We start from the raw sequence: 18,048 nt of genomic DNA, 5'->3' as shown, positions 1-18,048 counted from the left end.
GTTCGTAACCGCATAAGACCTACCACAGGGAGGCCTCTATTCAGAAACATGTCGCAGTACCGGCGACTTCTCTAGGGTGGGGGTCGCGAATAATGCGAATCCGGTACGACTTGGAGGGGCACATGACCTCGGAACCCTTCGGTGACCTCATCGACAGGTGCCGGGCGGCGGAGGACGATCTCGTCCGCCGCTGGCGGGCCGACGTGGCGGCGTCGTTGCGCGGACGGATCTCGGAGCTGGAGCTCGACAAGGAGTTGCGGGAGCTCCTCGACGCCGTGTTGTCGGCGGTGGCCACGGCCGACGGGGCCGACACCCGCTCCGCCGCCTACGGCGAGGTCCGGGCGCTCCTTGTCGACCTGTCCCGGGCGCGGGCCCTCCAGGGGTTCAGTCCGCGTGAGACCGCGATCAGCGTGTTCGCGCTCAAGAGGGCGGTGCGCGAGTCGGTCGAGGTGGGACCGGAGTTCACGGCCTTCTCCGACGTGATCGACGAGCTGGGGCTGTTCACCTTCGAGAGCTACGCGAAGACCCGCGAGGAGGTGATCGCCAACCAGGCCGAGCAGCTGCTCGAACTGGCCACCCCGGTGGTCAAGCTCTGGCACGGCGTCGTCGCGCTGCCGCTGGTCGGCACCCTCGACTCGGCGCGGGCCCAGGTCGTGATGGAGAAGCTGCTGCAGACGCTGGTCGACACCGGCAGCGAGTACGCGATCATCGACATCACCGGCGTCCCGGCGGTCGACACGCAGGTCGCGCAGCACCTGCTGAAGACGATCGTGGCGGCCCGCCTGATGGGCGCCGAGTGCATCATCTCCGGCATCCGCCCGCAGATCGCGCAGACGATCGTGGCGCTCGGCATCGAGTTCGGCGACATCGCCACCAAGGCCACCCTGGCCGACGCGCTGCTGCTGGCGCTGGGCCGCATCGGGGTCGACGTCACCGCCGAGATGTCCAAGCGCGGCCTGTGATGGAGCGCCTACCGATCCTGAAGATCGGCCAGATGCTGCTGGTCTCCATCCAGGTCGACCTGCGTGACGACATGGTCGTCGCGCTCCAGGAGGACCTGGCCGAACGGATCGTCGAGACCGGGGCGCGGGGCGTGGTGATCGACATCACCGCCCTCGACATCGTCGACTCCTTCACCGGCCGCATGCTCGCCACGATCGCGGCCCTGTCGCGGGTGCTCGACGCCGAGACGGTCGTCGTGGGCATGCGCCCGGCGGTCGCGATCACGCTGGTCGAGCTGGGGCTCTCCCTCGACGGGATCAAGACCGCGCTCGACGTGGAGCGTGGCATCCGGCTGCTGAGCCCGGCCGGTGGCACGGCGAGATGACCGCCCAGGAACTTCCCATCTCCGGTGACGCCGACGTCGTCCGGGTCCGCCAGGCGGTGCGCGCGGCGGCCGTCGAGGCCAGGTTGTCGCTCGTCGACCAGACCAAGCTCGTGACGGCGGCCAGCGAGCTGGCCCGCAACACCCTCACCTACGGCGGGGGCGGCGGCGCCGTGGTCGAACAGGTGACCAAAGGGCTGCGCAGGGGCGTGAAGGCCGTGTTCCACGACAAGGGCCCCGGGATCGCCGACGTCGCGCAGGCGCTGACCGACGGCTTCACCAGCGGCTCGGGCATGGGGCTCGGGCTCGGCGGGGCGCGCCGGCTCGTCGACGAGTTCGCCATCGAGACGGCGCCCGGTGACGGGACCACCGTGACGGTGGTCAAGTGGGCCCGCTGACCGACGTGTGGATCGACGTCACGGAGGAGAGCGCGGTCGGCGCGGTCCGCCGCGCGGCCGTCGACCGGGCGGCCGCGGCGGGGCTGCCGGAGCAGAGGGTCGCCGAGGTCGCGATCGTGGCGGCCGAGCTGGCCGCCAACGTGCACCGGCACGCCGGCAGCGGGACCATCCTGGTCCGCCGGGGCGCCGGACACGTCGAGATCGTGGCCGTCGACAGCGGGCCCGGGTTCGAACCGCCGCCGGTCGAGGGTCTGTCGAGCCGGGGCGGGCTGGGCATCGGCCTGGGGGCCATCAGGCGCCTGTCCGACTGGTCCGACGTCTACTCGCGGCCGGGGTCCGGCACCGTCTTCGCCGTCAGGATCGGGGAGGCCGGCCCGCTCGACGTCGCGGGTCTGACCCGGCCGATGCCGGGCGAGACGACGGGCGGCGACGCCTACTCCTGGCGTACCGACGACGAGACGATCACCCTCCTGGTCTGCGACGGGCTCGGGCACGGGCCGCTGGCCGCCTCCGCGGCGGGCGCGGCGGTCCGGGCCTTCGAGGACGCCCCCGCCGGGCCGCCCGCTCAGCTCGTGAAGCACGTCCACGGTGAGATCTCCCACACCCGGGGCGTGGCCGTGGCCGTCGCCCAGGCCCGGGGCGGCACCCTCACCTTCGCCGGGCTGGGGAACATCGCGGCGACGCTCGTCCACCAGGGCGAGCACCGCGGGCTGATCTCCCTGCCGGGGATCGCCGGGCACCGCGCGGCGGCCATCAGGCAGTACGACTACCCCCTTTCTCCCGGGGCACTGATCGTCATGCACACCGACGGGCTGCGGCAGCGCTGGTCCTTCGGCGACTATCCGGGCCTGGTCACCCGCCGGCCCCTGGTGATCGCCGGCGCCCTCCTGCGCGACCTCGGGGTCCGCCGCGACGACGCCGGTGTGCTGGTCGCCAGGATGCCGTCATGACATCCGGCGAGCTGTTGTCGATCGAGGTCAGAGGCGAGGGCGACGTGTTCACACTGCGGCAGCGCGCCCGCGTGGTGGCCGACGCGGCCGGGCTCGACCAGCAGGACCAGGTGCGCCTGGCCACCGCGCTGAGCGAGGTCGGCCGGGAGGTGCTCAGCCAGGCCGGGGGCGCGAGAATAGCCTTCTCCATCGACGGTCCGCTGCGGGTCCGGGTGCGCGGCTACGGCCCGATCAGCCCGTCGGCCCCCGGCTTCGCGGCGGCGTCCCGGTTGGTCGACGAAGTCTCGCGCGAGGGGGAGGACGTCATCCTGAGCAAGGGGTTGCCCCCCGGCCGCTACACCGGCGAATGGCTGCGCGACCTGCGCGCCCGGCTGGCCGGGCTGGCCAAGACGAGTCCGCTCGACGAACTGCGCGCCCAGAACCAGGAACTGATGGCCGCGCTGGAGGACGTCCAGTCGCAGCGCGACGAGCTGGAGGAGACCAACCGGGGCGTGATGGCCCTCTACACCCAGCTGTCGGAGGAGCTCGAACGCACCAACCAGGGTGTGGTGGCCCTCTACGCCGAGCTGGAGGACAAGTCGGCCCGGCTGCGGGAGGCCAGCGAGGCCAAGACCCGCTTTCTGGCCAACGTCAGCCACGAGCTGCGCGCCCCGGCCAGCTCCATCCTGGGCCTGGCCCGCATGCTGCTCGAACTCGGCGAGCCCCTCGACGACGAGAAGCGCCGCCAGGCCGAGCTGATCCGCGAGTCGGGCCGCGACCTGCTCAACCTCGTCAACGAGCTGCTCGACCTGGCCAAGGCCGAGTCGGGCCGGCTCGAACCCGAGGTCGTCGACGTGTCGCTGCGCGGCCTGCTGCGCCGCCTCACGGAGACGCTGCGGCCGATGGCGCGCGAAGGGGTCACGCTGGTCGTCGACGACCCCGACGGCGTGGAGATCCTGCAGACCGACGAGCTGATGCTCACCCAGGTGCTGCGCAACCTGCTCACCAACGGCCTGAAGTTCACCGAGCGCGGCGAGGTCAGGGTCGGCGCCCACGCCGACGGCGACCACGTGCTGCTGCGGGTCTCCGACACCGGGATCGGCATCCCCGGCGAGGAGATAGAACGCATCTTCGAGGAGTTCCACCAGGTCAGAGGCCCCATGCAGGCCTCGGTGACGGGCACCGGCCTGGGCCTGCCCTACGCCCGGAGCCTGGTCGCCATCCTCGGGGGCGAGATGTCGGTCCGCAGCGTGGTGGGCGAGGGCACGGTCTTCGAGGTACGCCTCCCGCGCCTCGACCGCATCCGGCTGGGCCGGGTGGTCGTCGCCGACGACGACGCCGCCTTCCGCACCATGCTGCGCGGCCTCCTCCACGGGGTCGCCGAGGAGATCGAGGACGCCGCCGACGGCTATGCCACCCTGGCGGCCGTCCGGCGGGCCCGTCCCGACCTGCTCCTGCTCGACCTGCGCATGCCCGGCCTGACCGGCGAGGAGATCATCGGGGAACTGCGCGCCGACCCGGCGCTGGCCGGCACCCCCGTCATCGTGGTCACCTCGGCCGACACGGCCGGGATCGACGGCGTGGCCCTGGACAAGTCCCGCCTGACCCGGGGGGAGTTGCTCCGGGCGGTCGGCGAGATCGGAAGACGCGATGCCTGAACGAATCCTCGTCGTCGACGACATCAGCGCCAACCGCTACGTCATCGCGACGTGGCTCCAGCACTCGGGATACGCGGTCGTCGAGGCCTCCTCCGGCGGCGAGGCGCTGCGGCTCGTCAAGGAGTCGCTGCCCGACCTGGTGCTGCTCGACGTCCGCATGCCTGACATGTCGGGGTTCGAGGTGTGTGAGCGGATCAAGGCTGATCCGTACAGCGCGGCCGTGCCGGTGATCCACCTGACCGCCTCGGCGGTCGGGGTCACCGACCGGACCCAGGGCCTGGCGCGCGGCGCCGACGGCTATCTCGTCGAACCGGTCGAACCCGAGGTGCTGCTGGCGACGGTCAACGCCACCCTCCGGTACGCCCGCGCCCGCCGCCAGGCCGAACGCCTGGCCGGGCGGCTCGCCGGGCTCTCCGACGCCACCCTCGCCATCAACATGGCCGGCACCCTCGACGACCTGCTTCGGGCGGCGGCCGACGGCGCGTCCCGGATGTTCGGCGGGCCCGCGACCGTGTTCGCGCCGACCGAGGAGGGGAGCCGTTACGTCACCTGCGACCACGACGGGATGGTCGCGGGCGACTCGCCGCTGCTCGACCCTGGCGGGGTGCCGCGCGGCCCGACGATGCGCACCACCCCCGGCTCCGACTGGGCCGGGGTGCTGGCGCCGTCGGTCGCGGCGGAGGAGGTCAAGGTCGCGCTGGCCCGGGTGCAGGGCCGGCCGCCGGTCGGGGTGCTGGTGGAGGCGGCGCTCGCCTTCGGCGACGACGACGCCCACGTGCTCAGCCAGCTCTCGATGGGCGTGGCGCTGGCGGTGGAGGCGCTGCGGTTGATCGACGAGGAGCGGCGCATCGCGCTCACCCTGCAACGTGCCCTGCTGCCCCGGTCGCTGCCCGAGGTCGAGGGGGTCGAGCTGGCCGCCCGCTACGTCCCGGCGAGCGCGAAGGCCGAGATCGGCGGCGACTTCTACGAGGTCATCGAGATCGGCGGCAAGCTCATGGTCGCGATCGGCGACGTGATGGGGCACTCGCTGCACGCCGCGACCGTGATGGCCGAGATCCGGCACGCCGTGCGCGCCTACGCCAGTGAGGGCCACCCGCTCGACGAGATCCTGCGGCAGGTCAACCTGCTGATGCTGCGCTTCCTGCCGCGTGAGCTGGCCACGGTGGCGCTGCTGCTGCTCACCCCGTCGACCGGCGAGATCGTGATGTGCAACGCGGGGCACCTGCCGCCGCTGCTGGTCTCCGATCGGCGTGCCGACTATCTGAGCATGCCCGGACCGCTGCTCGGCGCCCGGCTGCACCGGCCCGGCGAGGCGCGGTTCACGCTCGAACCGGGCCAGGCGCTGGTGCTGGTCACCGACGGGCTGGTGGAGCGCCGCGACCTGACCCTCCAAGAGGGCATGGCCCGGCTCCAGGAGTTGTCGGGCACCGTCGAAGACGACCTGGAGGCCTACTGCGACCGGGTGATCGACGCGATGATGCGCCCCGATCACGAAGACGACGTCGCGCTGGTGGTGCTGCGCAGGGCGGCCTGAGGCCGGAACGTCTGGCGGTAGGCGATGGGGGAGACCCCGACCGCCGCGTGCAGGTGCTGGCGCAGCGACACCGCCGTGCCGAACCCGGCCTGCCGGGCCACCTCGTCGACCGGCAGCCCGGTCGTCTCCAGCAGCTGGCGGGCGTGCTCGACGCGCTGCCGGTTGAGCCAGCGGGCGGGGGACAGGCCGGTCTCCTCGCGGAACCGGCGGGTGAAGGTGCGCACGCTCATCCGGGCGTGCGCGGCCAGCGCGTTGAGGTCGAGCGGCTCGGCCAGGCGGGACAACATCCAGGCCCGGGTCGACTCGGTCGAGGCCCCCTGGGCGGGCGGCAGCGGGCGTTCGATGAACTGGGCCTGGCCGCCCTCGCGGAACGGCGCGGTCACGCAGCGGCGGGCCACCCGGTTGGCGACCTCGGTGCCGAAGTCGGACCGGATGATGTGCAGGGCCAGATCGGTGCCGGCCGCCACGCCCGCCGAGGTGAGGATGTCGCCGTCGTCGACGAACAGCACCTCGGGGTTGAGCAGCACGCGGGGGTAGAGCCGCCGGAACCGGTTCGCGTTGCGCCAGTGGGTGGTCGCCGGACGACCGTCGAGCAGCCCGGCCGCCGCCAGCACGAACGCGCCGGTGCAGATCGACACGATGCGCTTGCGCCCGGCCACCGCCCTCAGCGCCTCGGCCACGCCGGGGTCGAGGGAGCCCTCGAACGGGAGCCCGCCGTGGACGCCCGGGATGATCACGGTGTCGGCGTCGTCGAGGAGCGACAGGTCGTGGTCGGGCACGATGGCGTATCCGGCGGCGCAGCGGACCGGCCCGCCGTCGGGGGTGCACGTCCGGACGTCGTACAGTTTGCGCCGATCGAAGTCTTCGGCGATGCCGAAGAACTGGCCGGGGACGCCGACGTCCATGGTGGCGAAGTCGTCGAGCACCAGCATGGCGACACGGTGAGGCATGGCCGGATTCTTTCATATGTTGGCTTTCAGGCCACTGGTGGGGTTCGCGGCCCGCTCGGCAGGATGTCCGGCATGACCATCACTCGGGGGGTGACCCGGCCCGCACGCGTGCACCGGGCCTGGATCGTGGGCGGCATCGCCCTGATCGCGATCGTCGGCGCGGCCGGGTTCCGGGCCACGCCCGGCGTCCTGATCACGCCGTTGCAGGAGGAGTTCGGCTGGTCGCGGGGCACCATCGGGTTCGCGGTGTCGATCAACCTGATGTTCTTCGGCCTGACCGCCCCCTTCGCCGCCGCGCTCATGGACCGCTTCGGCATGCGCCGGGTCGTCACCTGCGCCCTCGCGCTGGTCGCCCTCGGCAGCGGCGTGACCGTCTTCATGACCGCGAGCTGGCAGCTCGTGCTCTGCTGGGGCGTGCTCGTCGGGCTGGGCACCGGCTCGATGGCGCTGGTCTTCGCCGCGACGCTGACCCAGCGGTGGTTCGTGCGCAGCCGGGGCCTGGTGACCGGCATCCTGACCGCCGGAGGCGCGACCGGGCAGCTCATCTTCCTGCCGGTGCTCGCGCTGCTGGTGGAGTCGAGCGGCTGGCGGACCGCCGCACTGGTCGTGGCCGGCTCGGCGCTGGCGGTGGTCCCGCTGGTCTTCTTCCTGCTGCGCGACCACCCCGCCGACGTCGGGCTGCTCCCGTACGGCGCCACCGAGCCCCCGCCGCCCCCCGTCCCCGCCACGGTCGGACCGGCCACGCGCGCGCTGCGCAGCCTTCGCGACGCCGCCCGTACGCGATCGTTCTGGTACCTGGCCGGCGGCTTCGCCATCTGCGGCGCGTCGACCAACGGGCTGGTCGGCACCCACTTCATCCCGGCCGCCCACGACCACGGCATGGCCGAGCCGGTCGCCGCGTCGCTGCTGGCCGTCATCGGGATCTTCGACATCGCCGGGACGATCCTGTCGGGCTGGCTGAGCGACCGCATCGACGCGCGGGTGCTGCTGGGCGTCTACTACGCCCTGCGGGGCGCGTCACTGCTGGTCCTGCCCCAGCTGTTCGGCGACTCGGCGCACCCCAGCATGATCGTGTTCATCGTCTTCTACGGGCTCGACTGGGTGGCCACGGTCCCCCCGACGGTGGCGCTCTGCCGCAAGATCTACGGTGACGACGGCCCGATCGTCTTCGGCTGGGTCTTCGCCTCCCACCAGATCGGCGCGGCCTTCGCGGCGACCCTGGCCGGGGTGACCCGCGACCATCTCGGCACCTACGACCTCGCGTGGTACGTGTCGGGCGCGCTCTGCGCACTGGCCGCCCTCATGTCGGTACGGATCGCGCGCGGGGCTGGCAGTATTGGCCGGTGAGCCAATACGTGCTGCCGCTGGTGGTCCGGATCGAACGGGCGACCCCGCCACGGCGTACCGACGCGCTTGAAGCCGCCGCGCTGGCCGTGCTGCGCATGATCGACGACCATCGGTCGGGCGGCGAGGGCGAGTGGGCCCAGGCCGTCCGGGGCTGGGAGAGCCACGGCATCCGCAAGGTGGTCCGCCGGGCCCGCGGCGCCGAGTGGACGAGGGTGCTCCAGCTCCCCGGCGAGACGGTGTCCGCCGGAACCGCGCTGGTCCGCGTCCACCCGCCGGTCCCGCTCGACGGCTGGCCGAAAGACCTGTCGCGGCTGCAGGTGTCCGGCACCGACCTCGACGACCCCGAGCCGCCGGGCCCCGCGGGCGCGCCGTGCGTGTTGTGGATCAACCCCCACCTGGAGATGACCGCCGGCAAGGCGATGGCCCAGGCCGGCCACGCCGCCCAGCTCGCGTGGTGGGCGACCGGCCCGTCCGACCGGGCCGCCTGGCGCGAGACCGGGCTCGCGGTGTCGGTCCGGACCGCCAGCACCTACGACTGGGCCAAGCTCGCCGAGGCCGACCTGCCCGCGGTCCGCGACGCGGGCTTCACCGAGATCGCGCCGGGCTCGGTGACGGTCGTCGCCACCGCGCCGTGGTTGCGCGAAGGGGGTTTCCGCCCGGCGAGCCGGGGCCCGCTGCGCAACCCCTAGATCGTCAGGACGTCGGCCCAGACCCCCTCCGGCGTGAGCCGCAGCGGTGACGGGCTGTCGTGCACGATCATCAGCTGCCCGTTGCTCAGCAGCGCCAGCCCCTCCGGACGGTCGTCTCTCACGCCCGTCGTCAGGTCGGCGACGTGGATGGGCGGGTCGGCGAAGCCGTTGCCGGGCGTCCAGCGCACGATCTTCACCGGGCCGTCGTGGGTCATGGTGGGCCCGGCCAGGATCAGGACCTCGTCGCCGACCGGGCACAGGTCGCGGATGCCCAGGCCGTCGAGGTCGACGAAGTGGGTGCGGTAGCGGGCGTCGCCGACCGGGGCGAAGCGCAGCCGGCTCGCGTCGTGGGGGTCGGGCTCGGGGCGGATCTCCAGGATGACGGCCCAGCCGCGCAGCACCGGCCCGCGCAGGCCGACGAACACCCGTTCGCCGATGACCGCGATGCCCTCGATGTCGACGCCGTTGTCCTTGCCCGGCAGCCGCAGGAACGGCGCCAGGTGGGGGTCGTGTTCGAGCATGTCGGCCAGGTTGCGTCCCGGGCCGCTCAGGATGGCGGCGTGCCGGGAGCCGTCTCTGCGCACCGGCTGGGGCAGGCCGTCGCGGTCGACGAGGGGGAGGCGTACCAGGATGAAGCGGTTCTCCTCGCGCAGGACGGTGGCCAGCCGTTTGCGGGCCTTGTCGCCGTTCTGGCCGGGTTTCACCCGCTTGCGCTTGAGGCTGTGGGAGCCGACGGCCCAGAGCCAGCCGTCGGCGCGGGCCAGGCCCTCGATGTCGGCCTCCTCGTCGGGACCCGCGGGCAGGTCGACGAACTCGGCCAGCCGGAACGTGCGGTGGTCCTGGAAGGCGCCGTCACGCCACGTGAGGCGTTCGACCCCCGCCCACTCGTCTCCGGCGACCCAGAGACACCGGCCGTCCTGGCGCACGGCGGAAAGATCGTGATGGATCGCCGATCCCGGGGCGAACCGGAGCTCTACCTGCACCACGTCATTATGGGCCGCAAACCTCGTTCCCGAAGTGTGATGGCTATCGCACCCGAATTGCCGTGATTTGCCGTACGCTCGCCGACGTGCCACCTGGGGACTATGGGACGAAGGCCACTCCTTCGTACGTTGCGGCGGAAGCGGAGACCAGCCCGTTACCGAAGATCACGATCCCGGACCCTCCACCGCCGCCCTCCACCAAAGGTCTGGGCGATCTGCCCATGCGGCTCGTCTACCGGACCGCCGCCGTCGTCACGGTCGTGGCCGCCGTGGGTGTGGTGACCGCCGCGGTGGTCGTCACCCGTGACGATCCCGGCCAGGCCGCGGCCGCGCCCGCCCCCAAGGCCGACCCGGTCACGGTCGCCGCGACGACCGCCCCTGCGCCCTCGCCCTCTCCGGTGCTCCCGAGCCCGTCGCCGTCCCCCTCGGTCAGCCCGCTCTCGACCGCGATGACCGACGCGCTCGACGACCCCCGCGTGCCCGAACTGCCCGACGCCCAGGAGAAGCTGCGGACCTTCGCGGGCAAGGCCGCCAAGATCCGCGGCTCGATCAAGGACCGGCGTTCGGGCGTGGCCTTCCCCCGCTTCGCCGGCGACTGGGATCTGGCCTCGGCCTCGCCGTTCGCCTCCCGCCAGTTGCTGCCCAAGGTCAAGGGGTCGGCCTACCGGGGCATGCTGGTCTCCTGCCCGGTGCCGATCGAGGTGCAGGACGACCTGAAGGACACCGCCTTCCTGGCGGCCCGCTGGACGCTCAACCACCACCCGGCCGGGGCCACCATCAAGTGGACCTCCGCCGACCTGACCGAGATCGACGACCATCCGGCCTGGGTGCTCGGCTACGACGTCAACTACACGATCAAGGGCGACAAGCGGAAGTCGGCCGCCGCGATCGCGCTCGTGGACGTGCCCGACTCCAAGCCCGCGCTGGTCTTCATCAGCGTCCCGGACAGCCAGAAGAAGAGCTACCGCGACATCAACACGGTGATGAGCAAGATCAAGGTGCTTTAGACGAGGTCCTATCTGGGGAAATATCCCCATATCTGGACTTCGGGGGGAGCTCCATCATGGCTACGTTGATCGCCATCGCGTACGACGACCTCGGTACCGCCGTCAACGTCAGGGACAAGCTGTTCCAGCTGCAGCAGGAACACCTCATCACGCTCACCGACGCCGCCATCGTCGAGCACACGGCCGAGGGCAAGATCAAGATGAAGCCCGCCGTCAACATGGCCGCGACCGGCGCGGCCGGAGGCGCGCTGTGGGGCGGCCTGATCGGCCTCATCTTCTTCATGCCGCTGGTCGGCGCGGCCGTCGGCGCCGCCACCGGCGCCCTCGTCGGCGCCAAGACCGACATCGGCGTCGACGACAAGTTCATGAAGGACGTCGCCGAGGGCCTCAAGCCGGGCGGCGCGGCCCTGTTCCTGCTCGTCGAGGACAGCACGCGGGACAAGGTGCTGCCGCAGGTCGCGCCCATGGGCGGCCGCATCATCCACACCTCCCTGTCCCAGGAGGCCGAGAACCAGCTCAAGGAGGCCATCGAGGCGGCCCGCCACCACTGACGCCTGCCATAGAGCCGAGGAGCCGACGTGGGTGAGCCGCCGAACGACTTCCGGGAGGGCGACCGCGAACGCCCGGACAGCCGCCCCGAGAAGAGCGGGGACGAGGCGAAGCCCTGGCGGTCCGAAGGACTGCCCCCGCCCAGGCCGAACCGCCCGAAGATCAACTGGTGGCGGTTCGCGCTGACCATGGCGCTCACCTACGCGGCCTTCTTCATCGTCAGCTCGTTCTTCGACGGCGAGCCCCGGCAGACGATCTCCTACACCGAGTTCGCCCGGCAGGTGAACGGCGGGAACGTCAAGGACATCTACGCCACCGGCACGTCCATCCAGGGCAACCTGAAGAAGGCGCAGCCGATCCCCGGCGACAAGCAGAAGGACACCTTCACCAAGTTCGCGACCGTGATCCCGGTCTTCGCCGACCAGGAGCAGATCTACCAGCAGCTCACTCAGCAGAACGTGACCATCCAGGCCGAGCCGACGGACGACCAGCGCGGCACCTTCTGGAACCTGGTCCTCTCCCTGCTGCCGATCCTGCTGCTCGCGGGCGTGTGGGTGTGGCTGATGCGGCGGGCCGGCAACATGATGGGCGGTGGTGGGGGGCTCGGCGGGATCGGCCGAAACCGCGCGGCCAAACCGGTGGAGAGCGGCAAGGTCCGGGTCGACTTCAGCGACGTCGCCGGCATCGACGAGGTCGAGAACGAGCTCATCGAGATCGTCGACTACCTGAAGGAGCCGGGCAAGTACCGCCGCCTGGGGGCCAAGTTGCCGAAGGGCGTGCTGCTGACCGGCCCGCCGGGCACCGGCAAGACCCTGCTCGCGCGGGCGGTCGCCGGAGAGGCCAGCGTGCCGTTCTTCTCGGCCAGTGCCTCGGAGTTCATCGAGATGATCGTCGGCGTCGGCGCCTCCCGCGTGCGAGAGCTGTTCGACGAGGCCAGGAAGGTCGCCCCGTCGATCGTCTTCATCGACGAGATCGACGCCATCGGCCGGACCCGTGGGGCCTCGACCATAGGGGGCCACGACGAGCGCGAGCAGACGCTCAACCAGGTCCTGACCGAGATGGACGGCTTCACCGGCAACGAGGGCGTCATCGTCATCGCCGCCACCAACCGTCCGGAGGTGCTCGACGCGGCGCTGCTGCGGCCGGGCCGCTTCGACCGCAACATCGTCGTCGCGCCCCCCGACCAGCAGGGCCGCATCGCGATCCTGCGGGTGCACACCCGCGGCGTGCCGCTGTCGCCCGCGGTGCAGATCCCGGCCATCGCCAAGAGCACACCCGGCATGACCGGCGCCGACCTCGCCAACCTCGTCAACGAGGCCGCGCTGCTGGCCGCCCGCCGCGGCCACACCGCCGTCAGCCCGGCCGACTTCGCCGACGCGCTCGAAAAACTCCAGCTCGGTACGGCCCGCGCCATCGTGATGCCGGAGGAGGAACGCACCCGTACCGCCTACCACGAGGCGGGCCACGCCCTCCTCGGCATGCTGCTGCCGGGCGCCGACCCCGTCCGCAAGATCTCCATCATCCCCCGCGGCCGCGCCCTCGGCGTGACCCTGTCGACCCCCGAAGACGACAGGTACGCCTACGACGAGCGCTACCTCCGGGGCCGCATCACCGGCGCGCTGGGCGGCATGGCCGCCGAGCAGGTGGTGTTCGGCATCGTGACCACGGGCGCGGAGAACGACCTCGAACAGGTCACCTCGATCGCCCGCGGCATGGTCGGCCGCTGGGGCATGTCGCCGCTGATCGGCCCGCTGACCATCCTCCCGACCGAGGGCCCGCCGCAGGCCGCCTCGGCCACCCTGGCCTCCGTCGACGACGAGGCCCGGCGCATCGTCGACGAGTGCTACGCCGACGCCCAGCGCCTCATCTCCGACAACCGCCACCGGCTGGAGGGCATCGTCGCGGCCCTGCTCGACCAGGAGACCCTCGACGAGGCCGACGCCTACGCCGCCGCGGGGCTGACCCGCGACTGACGCCACCACCGGGTGGTCGCCGCCACCGCCACGGCGAGCCCGGCCGTCGTCAGCACCCCGCCCTCGCCCAGCAGCCAGGGCGAGTGCGGCTGCGTCATGGCCTGCCCGACGAAGTAGGTCGCGGCGTTGAGGGTGGCGTGCACGACCAGCACCGGCCAGATCGACCGGGTCGTGAGCCGCAACCAGACCAGCGGGAACGCCAGCACGATCGTCTGCGCGGTGAACCACAGCAGCGCGTAGGCCATCGGCACGCCCGGATCCACCGCCCCCGGGACGAACACCATCAGCGGCACGTGGAACAGCGCCCACGCGACCCCGACCACGACCGCGACGACGTCGGCCGAGTGCCGCTCCCCGAGCCGGGTGACGAGGAACGAACTCCACCCGAGCTGCTCACCCAGCGCCAGCACCAGATAGGGCACCAGCCCGGGAACCAGCCCCACGACGACCGTGAGCAGCGGCGGCAGCGGCAACCCGTGGGTGCCGAACGAGGCCAGCCCGGTGAGCCAGCCCGTGCCGTAGGCGAGCCCGATCCCGATGACGGGGATCGCCCAGGCCGTCAGCAGCGTCCTCGGCGGGACCCGGACGAACCCCCACGGAAACCCGCGCCCCCGGAAGGCGACGGCGGCGGCGATCGCCGGCGCGAACGCCTGCCCGTAGAGCGCGAGCTGTACGGGAACCGGCGCCTCCCCGATGTGGTCGAGGTCGACCCCCTGGGAGACGGCGTAGGCGACGGCGGGGAGCACGAGAACGGGCAGGACGAGGGCGAACGTCGAGAGTTGCCGGGATGTGTCGGTCTTCACGGGTCCAAGCAGACCCGGCGGGAGGTCCCGGCCGCCTGAACGCACGGTCCTCTTGGAGTCCCGCCCAGCTCGCCGAGCCCGCTGACCTGTTCCGCCGCCGGGCCGGGCCGGCGGGCATCGGCGACCGCTGGACCGGAGACACACGGACTCCGCCGAGTAGCCATGTCGCGGAGGCGGGGTCCCGATTCTCCGGGACTCCAGTCCCATTCCATGACCTGCGGATATCCCCGACAATTGCCGCATGCCGACCGTCCGATGGCCCTGGATCGTGCCCGTGCTGTGCGCGGTCGCCGTCGTCGTCGGTGTCGTCCTGACCGCGGGCGTCGCGCACGCCGACACCGACTACCTCGTCCTGGACGCCATCGTCGGCCTCACCTACCCCCTGACCGGCGCGCTCATCGTCACCGCGCGCCCCCGCCACCCGGTCGGCTGGCTTTTCTGCCTCGGCGGGGCCGGGCTCGCGCTCCAGGCGCTGGCCGGGGGCTACGCCGCATTCGGGGAGGCGCACGACTGGCCCGGGACCCTCGCCGCGGGCTGGTTCACGAACTGGGTGTTCCTGACCGGGTTCGGGTCGTTGCTGCTGCTGCCGCTCTACCTGCCCGACGGCCGGCTCCCGTCGAGCCGCTGGCGGCTCCCGGCCGGCCTCATGATCGCCGCGCTGGCGGGGCTGCACGTGGTGCTCATGCTGCGCGACCACATCTGGGTCTGGGGGGTCGAGCGCCCGAACCCCGTCGGCCTCATCGCGACCGACCCCTACGTCAGCACCGCCTTCGCCGTCGTCGTGACGGTGCTGGGCGTCGGCGGCGCGGCGGCGCTGGCCACCCGGCTGCGGCGGGACCTGCGGCGGCTGCTGCCCGTCTTCGCGGCCGTGGTGACGCTCGCGGCGGCGGTGGTCGCCGACGCGCTGCTGGCCGCCCAGCCGCAGATCGGGGTGGCGCTGCTGGCCGTGGCGCTGCCGCTGGTGCCCGTCGCCACGGCCGTGTCGATCTTCCGCTACCGGTTGTTCGACATCGAGGTCCTGCTGCGCCGGACCGTCGTCTACACGCTCCTCACCGGCCTGCTGCTGGCCGTCTATCTCGGCGTCGTCGCCACCGCGCACGCGCTCGTGGCCTCGACCGAGACCCTCGTCGCCACCGCCGTGGTCGCGGTCGCGTTCGCGCCGCTGCGGGCCGCGCTGCAGAAGGCGGTGGGCCGGTGGTTGTTCGGCCACCGCGGCGACCCGGTCACCGCGCTCAACCAGCTGGGTGTACGCCTTGAGGCCGCCGCCGACCCCACCCGCCTCCTGGACGACGCGGCCGAGACGGTCGCCGCGACCCTGCGGTTGCCGTGGGTGGCGGTGGTGTCGGCCGACGGGGTGACCGTGTCCGAGACCGGCCGGAGGGTGGGCGGAGCCGTACAGCTTCCTCTGACGGCGAGCGGGCACCACGAGGGCGAGCTGAGAGCGGCCCCGCGCTCGCCGGGGGAGCCGCTGTCCCGCGCCGACCTGGCCGTGCTCACCGACTTGGCCCGGCACCTGGCGGTCGCGCTGGCGGCGGCCCGGCTGGCGCGCGAGGTGCGCGAGTCCCGCGCCGACCTGGTCAGGGCCCGCGAGGAGGAGCGCCGCCGCCTGCGCCGCGACCTGCACGACGGCCTCGGACCCGGGCTGGCCGCGATCGGCATCGGCCTCTACCTGATCGAGGCGGCGAGCCCCGGCGAGGAGGTCCGGAACGTGCGCGAGCTGACCCAGACGCTGGTCGCGGACGTCCGCCGGATCGTCCAGGGCCTGCGTCCCCCGGCGCTGGACGAACTCGGGCTGGCCGGCGCCCTGGAGGACCTGGCGCTGGACGCGATCGGGCCCGAGGTCACCGTCACCGTGTCCGAGCTGCCGGAACTGTCGGCGGCGGTGGAGGTGGCGGCCTACCGGATCGTCCAGGAGGCGCTGGCGAACGCGCTCAAGCACGCGGGGGCGGGCCGCATCGACATCAGGGCGACCGCCGAGGGCGGAGAATTGACGGTGACCGTCACCGACGACGGCTGCGGCCTGCCCGACTCCCTCGTCGAGGGAGTCGGCAGCGGCAGCATGCGCGACCGGGCGGCCGAACTCGGCGGAACCCTGAGCCGGACCTCGACGAACGGCACGACAGTGAAGGCGGTGCTCCCGCTGTGAAAGTACTCCTCGCCGACGACCACCCCCTCCTCAGACACGGCCTGCGCGCCCTGCTGGAGCAGGTGGGCGGCGCCGAGGTCGTCGGCGAGGCCTCCGACGGCGAGGAGGCCGTCGCGCTGGCCCTGTCCCTGAACCCCGACGTCGTCGTCATGGACCTGGTCATGCCCGGCGTGGGCGGTCTGGAGGCCACGCGGCGCCTCGTCGACCAGCGCCCCGAGATGGGCATCCTGGTGCTGACCATGTCCGAGGACGACGCCTCGGTCTTCGCCGCGCTCCGCGCCGGCGCGCGGGGCTACGTGCTGAAGGGAACGGCCGGCGAGGACTTCCTCTCCGCCGTCGCCGCGGTCGCCAGGGGTGAGGCCGTCTACGGCCCCGGCGTGGCCCGGCGCATCCGCCGTTTCCTGACGACCGGCCCCGGCACCGGCCCCTTCCCGGAGCTGACGCAGCGGGAGCGCGAGATCCTCGACCTGCTGGCCAACGGCAAGACCAACGCCGAGATCGCCAGGGCGCTGTTCCTCAGCCTCAAGACCGTGAAGAACCACCTGACGAGCGTCTTCGCCAAGCTCCAGGTGGCCGACCGCGCCCAGGCGGTGGTCAGGGCCAGGCAGGCCGGGCTCGGCTCGTGATCAGCCGATGGAGGCCGACCAGCGTCCGCGTCTCAGGTGGATCGTGCCGTCGGGGGAGACCGTGACCTCGGCTCCGTAGAGCGGCAGCGCGCCGTGCTGGAGCCAGTGGTCGCGCACGCGGTCGAGTTCGTCCCACAGGCGCCGCGGCCCGCCCTGGTGCACCGTCGCCGGCTGCCCGCCGGCCGACTCGGCGCGGGCCCACGACCCGTCGTCGTGCACCATGAGGGCCGTGCGGACGCCGTCCTCCTCGGTGTGGACGTGCTCGATGCCCGGCACGTTCACCTCCAGCATGCTGCGGATCTCCCAGGCGTCCAGCAGGTTCAGGATCGGGAAGCGGGCGGTCGTCACGTCCTCGCCCTCGGCCACGCGGGCCGCCGCCACCTGCGCGGCCAGGCGGGGCGGGTAGTCGGTGCCGGTTCGTGTGGTCATGAACATCGCCCAGTCGCGCTCGACCACGCCGGTCGCGCCGCCGTCGGGCGTCTTGACGCCGGTGACGATGAGGCTGGTGTCGGTGATCGTGGTCGCGAACCGGCCGCCGGTCGGCAGCGCCGCCAGCCACGCCGCCGGGATCGGCCGGACCGCGACGGTGGCGACGATCCGGTCGTACTCCCCGGGCAGCGGCGTGGTGGCGTCGGCGTTCACCATTCGCGGCCGGTGGCCCAGTTCGGCGAGGCGCTCCGCCGCCACCTCCACCAGGCGGCGTTCGACGTCGATCGTGGTGACCCGGTCGTCGCCGAGCAGCCGGCAGAGCAGCGCGGTGCCGTAGCCGCTGCCCGTGCCGACGTCGAGCACGCGGTCGCCGGTCCCGATGCGGGCGTGCCGGAACATGTTCAGGACCAGCCCCGGCAGGGTCGACGACGACGTGGGGCGGCCGGATGCCGTCTGCCCTTCGGCGGCGTCGTCGGCGTGCAGCTTCCCGATCCGGGTGACCAGGGTCTGGTCGGCGTAGGTGTGCCGGAGCCAGTTCTCCTCGTCGGACGACCCCCGGCAGGCCGTCCACCCGTCGGCGCCCGGCCGCCACCAGGCGGGGACCAGCAGGTGGCGCGGCGTCCCGGCGACCGCCTCGCGCCAGCGGGAACCGGGATGGGTCACGTGGTCGGCGAGACGGTGTGCGTGCTGACGCCAGTCCATG

General features: G+C 72.6%; 17 protein-coding genes. 13 read left to right on the top strand and 4 right to left on the bottom strand.

Annotated features, from left to right (window positions below; genetic code table 11):
- The first annotated feature begins 122 nt into the window (after nt 1-122).
- Genes QSK34_RS13300 through QSK34_RS13275 form a run of 6 tightly spaced genes read left to right on the top strand, consistent with a single transcriptional unit; the run spans nt 123 to nt 5,843 of the window.
- A complete protein-coding gene (locus QSK34_RS13300) occupies nt 123-962 on the top strand; it encodes an STAS domain-containing protein (RefSeq protein ID WP_161478779.1) in 840 nt (279 codons plus the stop codon).
- Entirely contained in the window at nt 962-1,327 is a 366-nt protein-coding gene (locus tag QSK34_RS13295; RefSeq protein WP_285583708.1) for an STAS domain-containing protein, read from the top strand. The genes QSK34_RS13300 and QSK34_RS13295 overlap by 1 nt, the downstream gene beginning before the upstream one ends.
- Entirely contained in the window at nt 1,324-1,722 is a 399-nt protein-coding gene (locus QSK34_RS13290) for an ATP-binding protein (RefSeq protein WP_285583706.1), read from the top strand. The genes QSK34_RS13295 and QSK34_RS13290 overlap by 4 nt, the downstream gene beginning before the upstream one ends.
- Entirely contained in the window at nt 1,710-2,672 is a 963-nt protein-coding gene (locus QSK34_RS13285; RefSeq protein WP_285583703.1) for an ATP-binding protein, read from the top strand. Before QSK34_RS13290 ends, QSK34_RS13285 begins: the two co-directional genes overlap by 13 nt.
- Nucleotides 2,669-4,309 (top strand): ATP-binding protein, encoded by a 1,641-nt coding sequence (locus QSK34_RS13280; protein ID WP_285583701.1) that lies wholly within the window; start codon nt 2,669-2,671, stop codon nt 4,307-4,309. The genes QSK34_RS13285 and QSK34_RS13280 overlap by 4 nt, the downstream gene beginning before the upstream one ends.
- Complete coding sequence (locus QSK34_RS13275) at nt 4,302-5,843, top strand: SpoIIE family protein phosphatase (protein WP_285583700.1); 1,542 nt, start codon at nt 4,302-4,304, stop codon at nt 5,841-5,843. The genes QSK34_RS13280 and QSK34_RS13275 overlap by 8 nt, the downstream gene beginning before the upstream one ends.
- Here the strand turns inward: QSK34_RS13275 and QSK34_RS13270 are convergent.
- Nucleotides 5,798-6,793 (bottom strand): GlxA family transcriptional regulator, encoded by a 996-nt coding sequence (locus QSK34_RS13270; RefSeq protein ID WP_161478785.1) that lies wholly within the window; start codon nt 6,791-6,793, stop codon nt 5,798-5,800. The two genes, QSK34_RS13275 and QSK34_RS13270, sit on opposite strands and share 46 nt — an antisense overlap.
- Nucleotides 6,794-6,865: 72 nt before the next feature.
- Here QSK34_RS13270 and QSK34_RS13265 point away from each other — a divergent pair, with 72 nt between their 5' ends.
- The gene (locus QSK34_RS13265) at nt 6,866-8,140 is read left to right on the top strand and encodes an MFS transporter (RefSeq protein ID WP_235966165.1); all 1,275 of its coding nucleotides are present in this window, start codon (nt 6,866-6,868) and stop codon (nt 8,138-8,140) included.
- Nucleotides 8,137-8,829 carry a peptidyl-tRNA hydrolase gene (locus QSK34_RS13260; RefSeq protein ID WP_285583693.1) on the top strand — a complete coding sequence of 231 codons (693 nt, stop codon included), beginning with the start codon at nt 8,137-8,139 and terminating at the stop codon, nt 8,827-8,829. The genes QSK34_RS13265 and QSK34_RS13260 overlap by 4 nt, the downstream gene beginning before the upstream one ends.
- Here the strand turns inward: QSK34_RS13260 and QSK34_RS13255 are convergent.
- A complete protein-coding gene (locus QSK34_RS13255) occupies nt 8,826-9,812 on the bottom strand; it encodes a DUF3616 domain-containing protein (protein WP_285583691.1) in 987 nt (328 codons plus the stop codon). The two genes, QSK34_RS13260 and QSK34_RS13255, sit on opposite strands and share 4 nt — an antisense overlap.
- Nucleotides 9,813-10,033: 221 nt before the next feature.
- On the opposite strand from QSK34_RS13255, the gene QSK34_RS13250 reads away from it, so the two are divergent.
- From QSK34_RS13250 to ftsH, 3 genes are read left to right on the top strand one after another with little or no spacing between them, the layout of a single operon-like run.
- Complete coding sequence (locus tag QSK34_RS13250; RefSeq protein ID WP_285583688.1) at nt 10,034-10,819, top strand: hypothetical protein; 786 nt, start codon at nt 10,034-10,036, stop codon at nt 10,817-10,819.
- 56 nt (nt 10,820-10,875) lie between these two features.
- Nucleotides 10,876-11,370: a DUF1269 domain-containing protein gene (locus tag QSK34_RS13245; protein WP_161478789.1), complete on the top strand. Its 495-nt coding sequence runs from the start codon at nt 10,876-10,878 to the stop codon at nt 11,368-11,370.
- Nucleotides 11,371-11,397: 27 nt separating this feature from the next.
- A complete protein-coding gene (gene ftsH / locus QSK34_RS13240) occupies nt 11,398-13,341 on the top strand; it encodes an ATP-dependent zinc metalloprotease FtsH (protein ID WP_285583684.1) in 1,944 nt (647 codons plus the stop codon).
- On the opposite strand, the gene QSK34_RS13235 is transcribed toward ftsH, so the two are convergent.
- On the bottom strand, nt 13,311-14,144 hold the full coding sequence (locus tag QSK34_RS13235) for a CPBP family glutamic-type intramembrane protease (protein WP_285583682.1): 834 nt from the start codon (nt 14,142-14,144) through the stop codon (nt 13,311-13,313). The genes ftsH and QSK34_RS13235 overlap by 31 nt on opposite strands.
- Before the next feature lie 241 nt (nt 14,145-14,385).
- Between QSK34_RS13235 and QSK34_RS13230 the strand changes: the two genes are divergently transcribed.
- The gene (locus QSK34_RS13230) at nt 14,386-16,290 is read left to right on the top strand and encodes a sensor histidine kinase (protein ID WP_285583680.1); all 1,905 of its coding nucleotides are present in this window, start codon (nt 14,386-14,388) and stop codon (nt 16,288-16,290) included.
- Nucleotides 16,287-16,916 (top strand): response regulator, encoded by a 630-nt coding sequence (locus QSK34_RS13225; protein ID WP_161478793.1) that lies wholly within the window; start codon nt 16,287-16,289, stop codon nt 16,914-16,916. Before QSK34_RS13230 ends, QSK34_RS13225 begins: the two co-directional genes overlap by 4 nt.
- Here the strand turns inward: QSK34_RS13225 and QSK34_RS13220 are convergent, their stop codons facing one another.
- Nucleotides 16,917-18,047, bottom strand: coding sequence for a methyltransferase domain-containing protein (locus tag QSK34_RS13220; RefSeq protein WP_285583678.1), 1,131 nt, complete (start codon nt 18,045-18,047; stop codon nt 16,917-16,919).
- Nucleotide 18,048: the final 1 nt, after the last annotated feature.

Source organism: Herbidospora sp. NBRC 101105, from assembly GCF_030269205.1.
Lineage (GTDB): Bacteria > Actinomycetota > Actinomycetes > Streptosporangiales > Streptosporangiaceae > Herbidospora > Herbidospora solisilvae.
The sequence above is the reverse complement of the archived record's forward strand: the minus strand, read 5'-3'. Positions and strand labels throughout refer to the sequence as shown.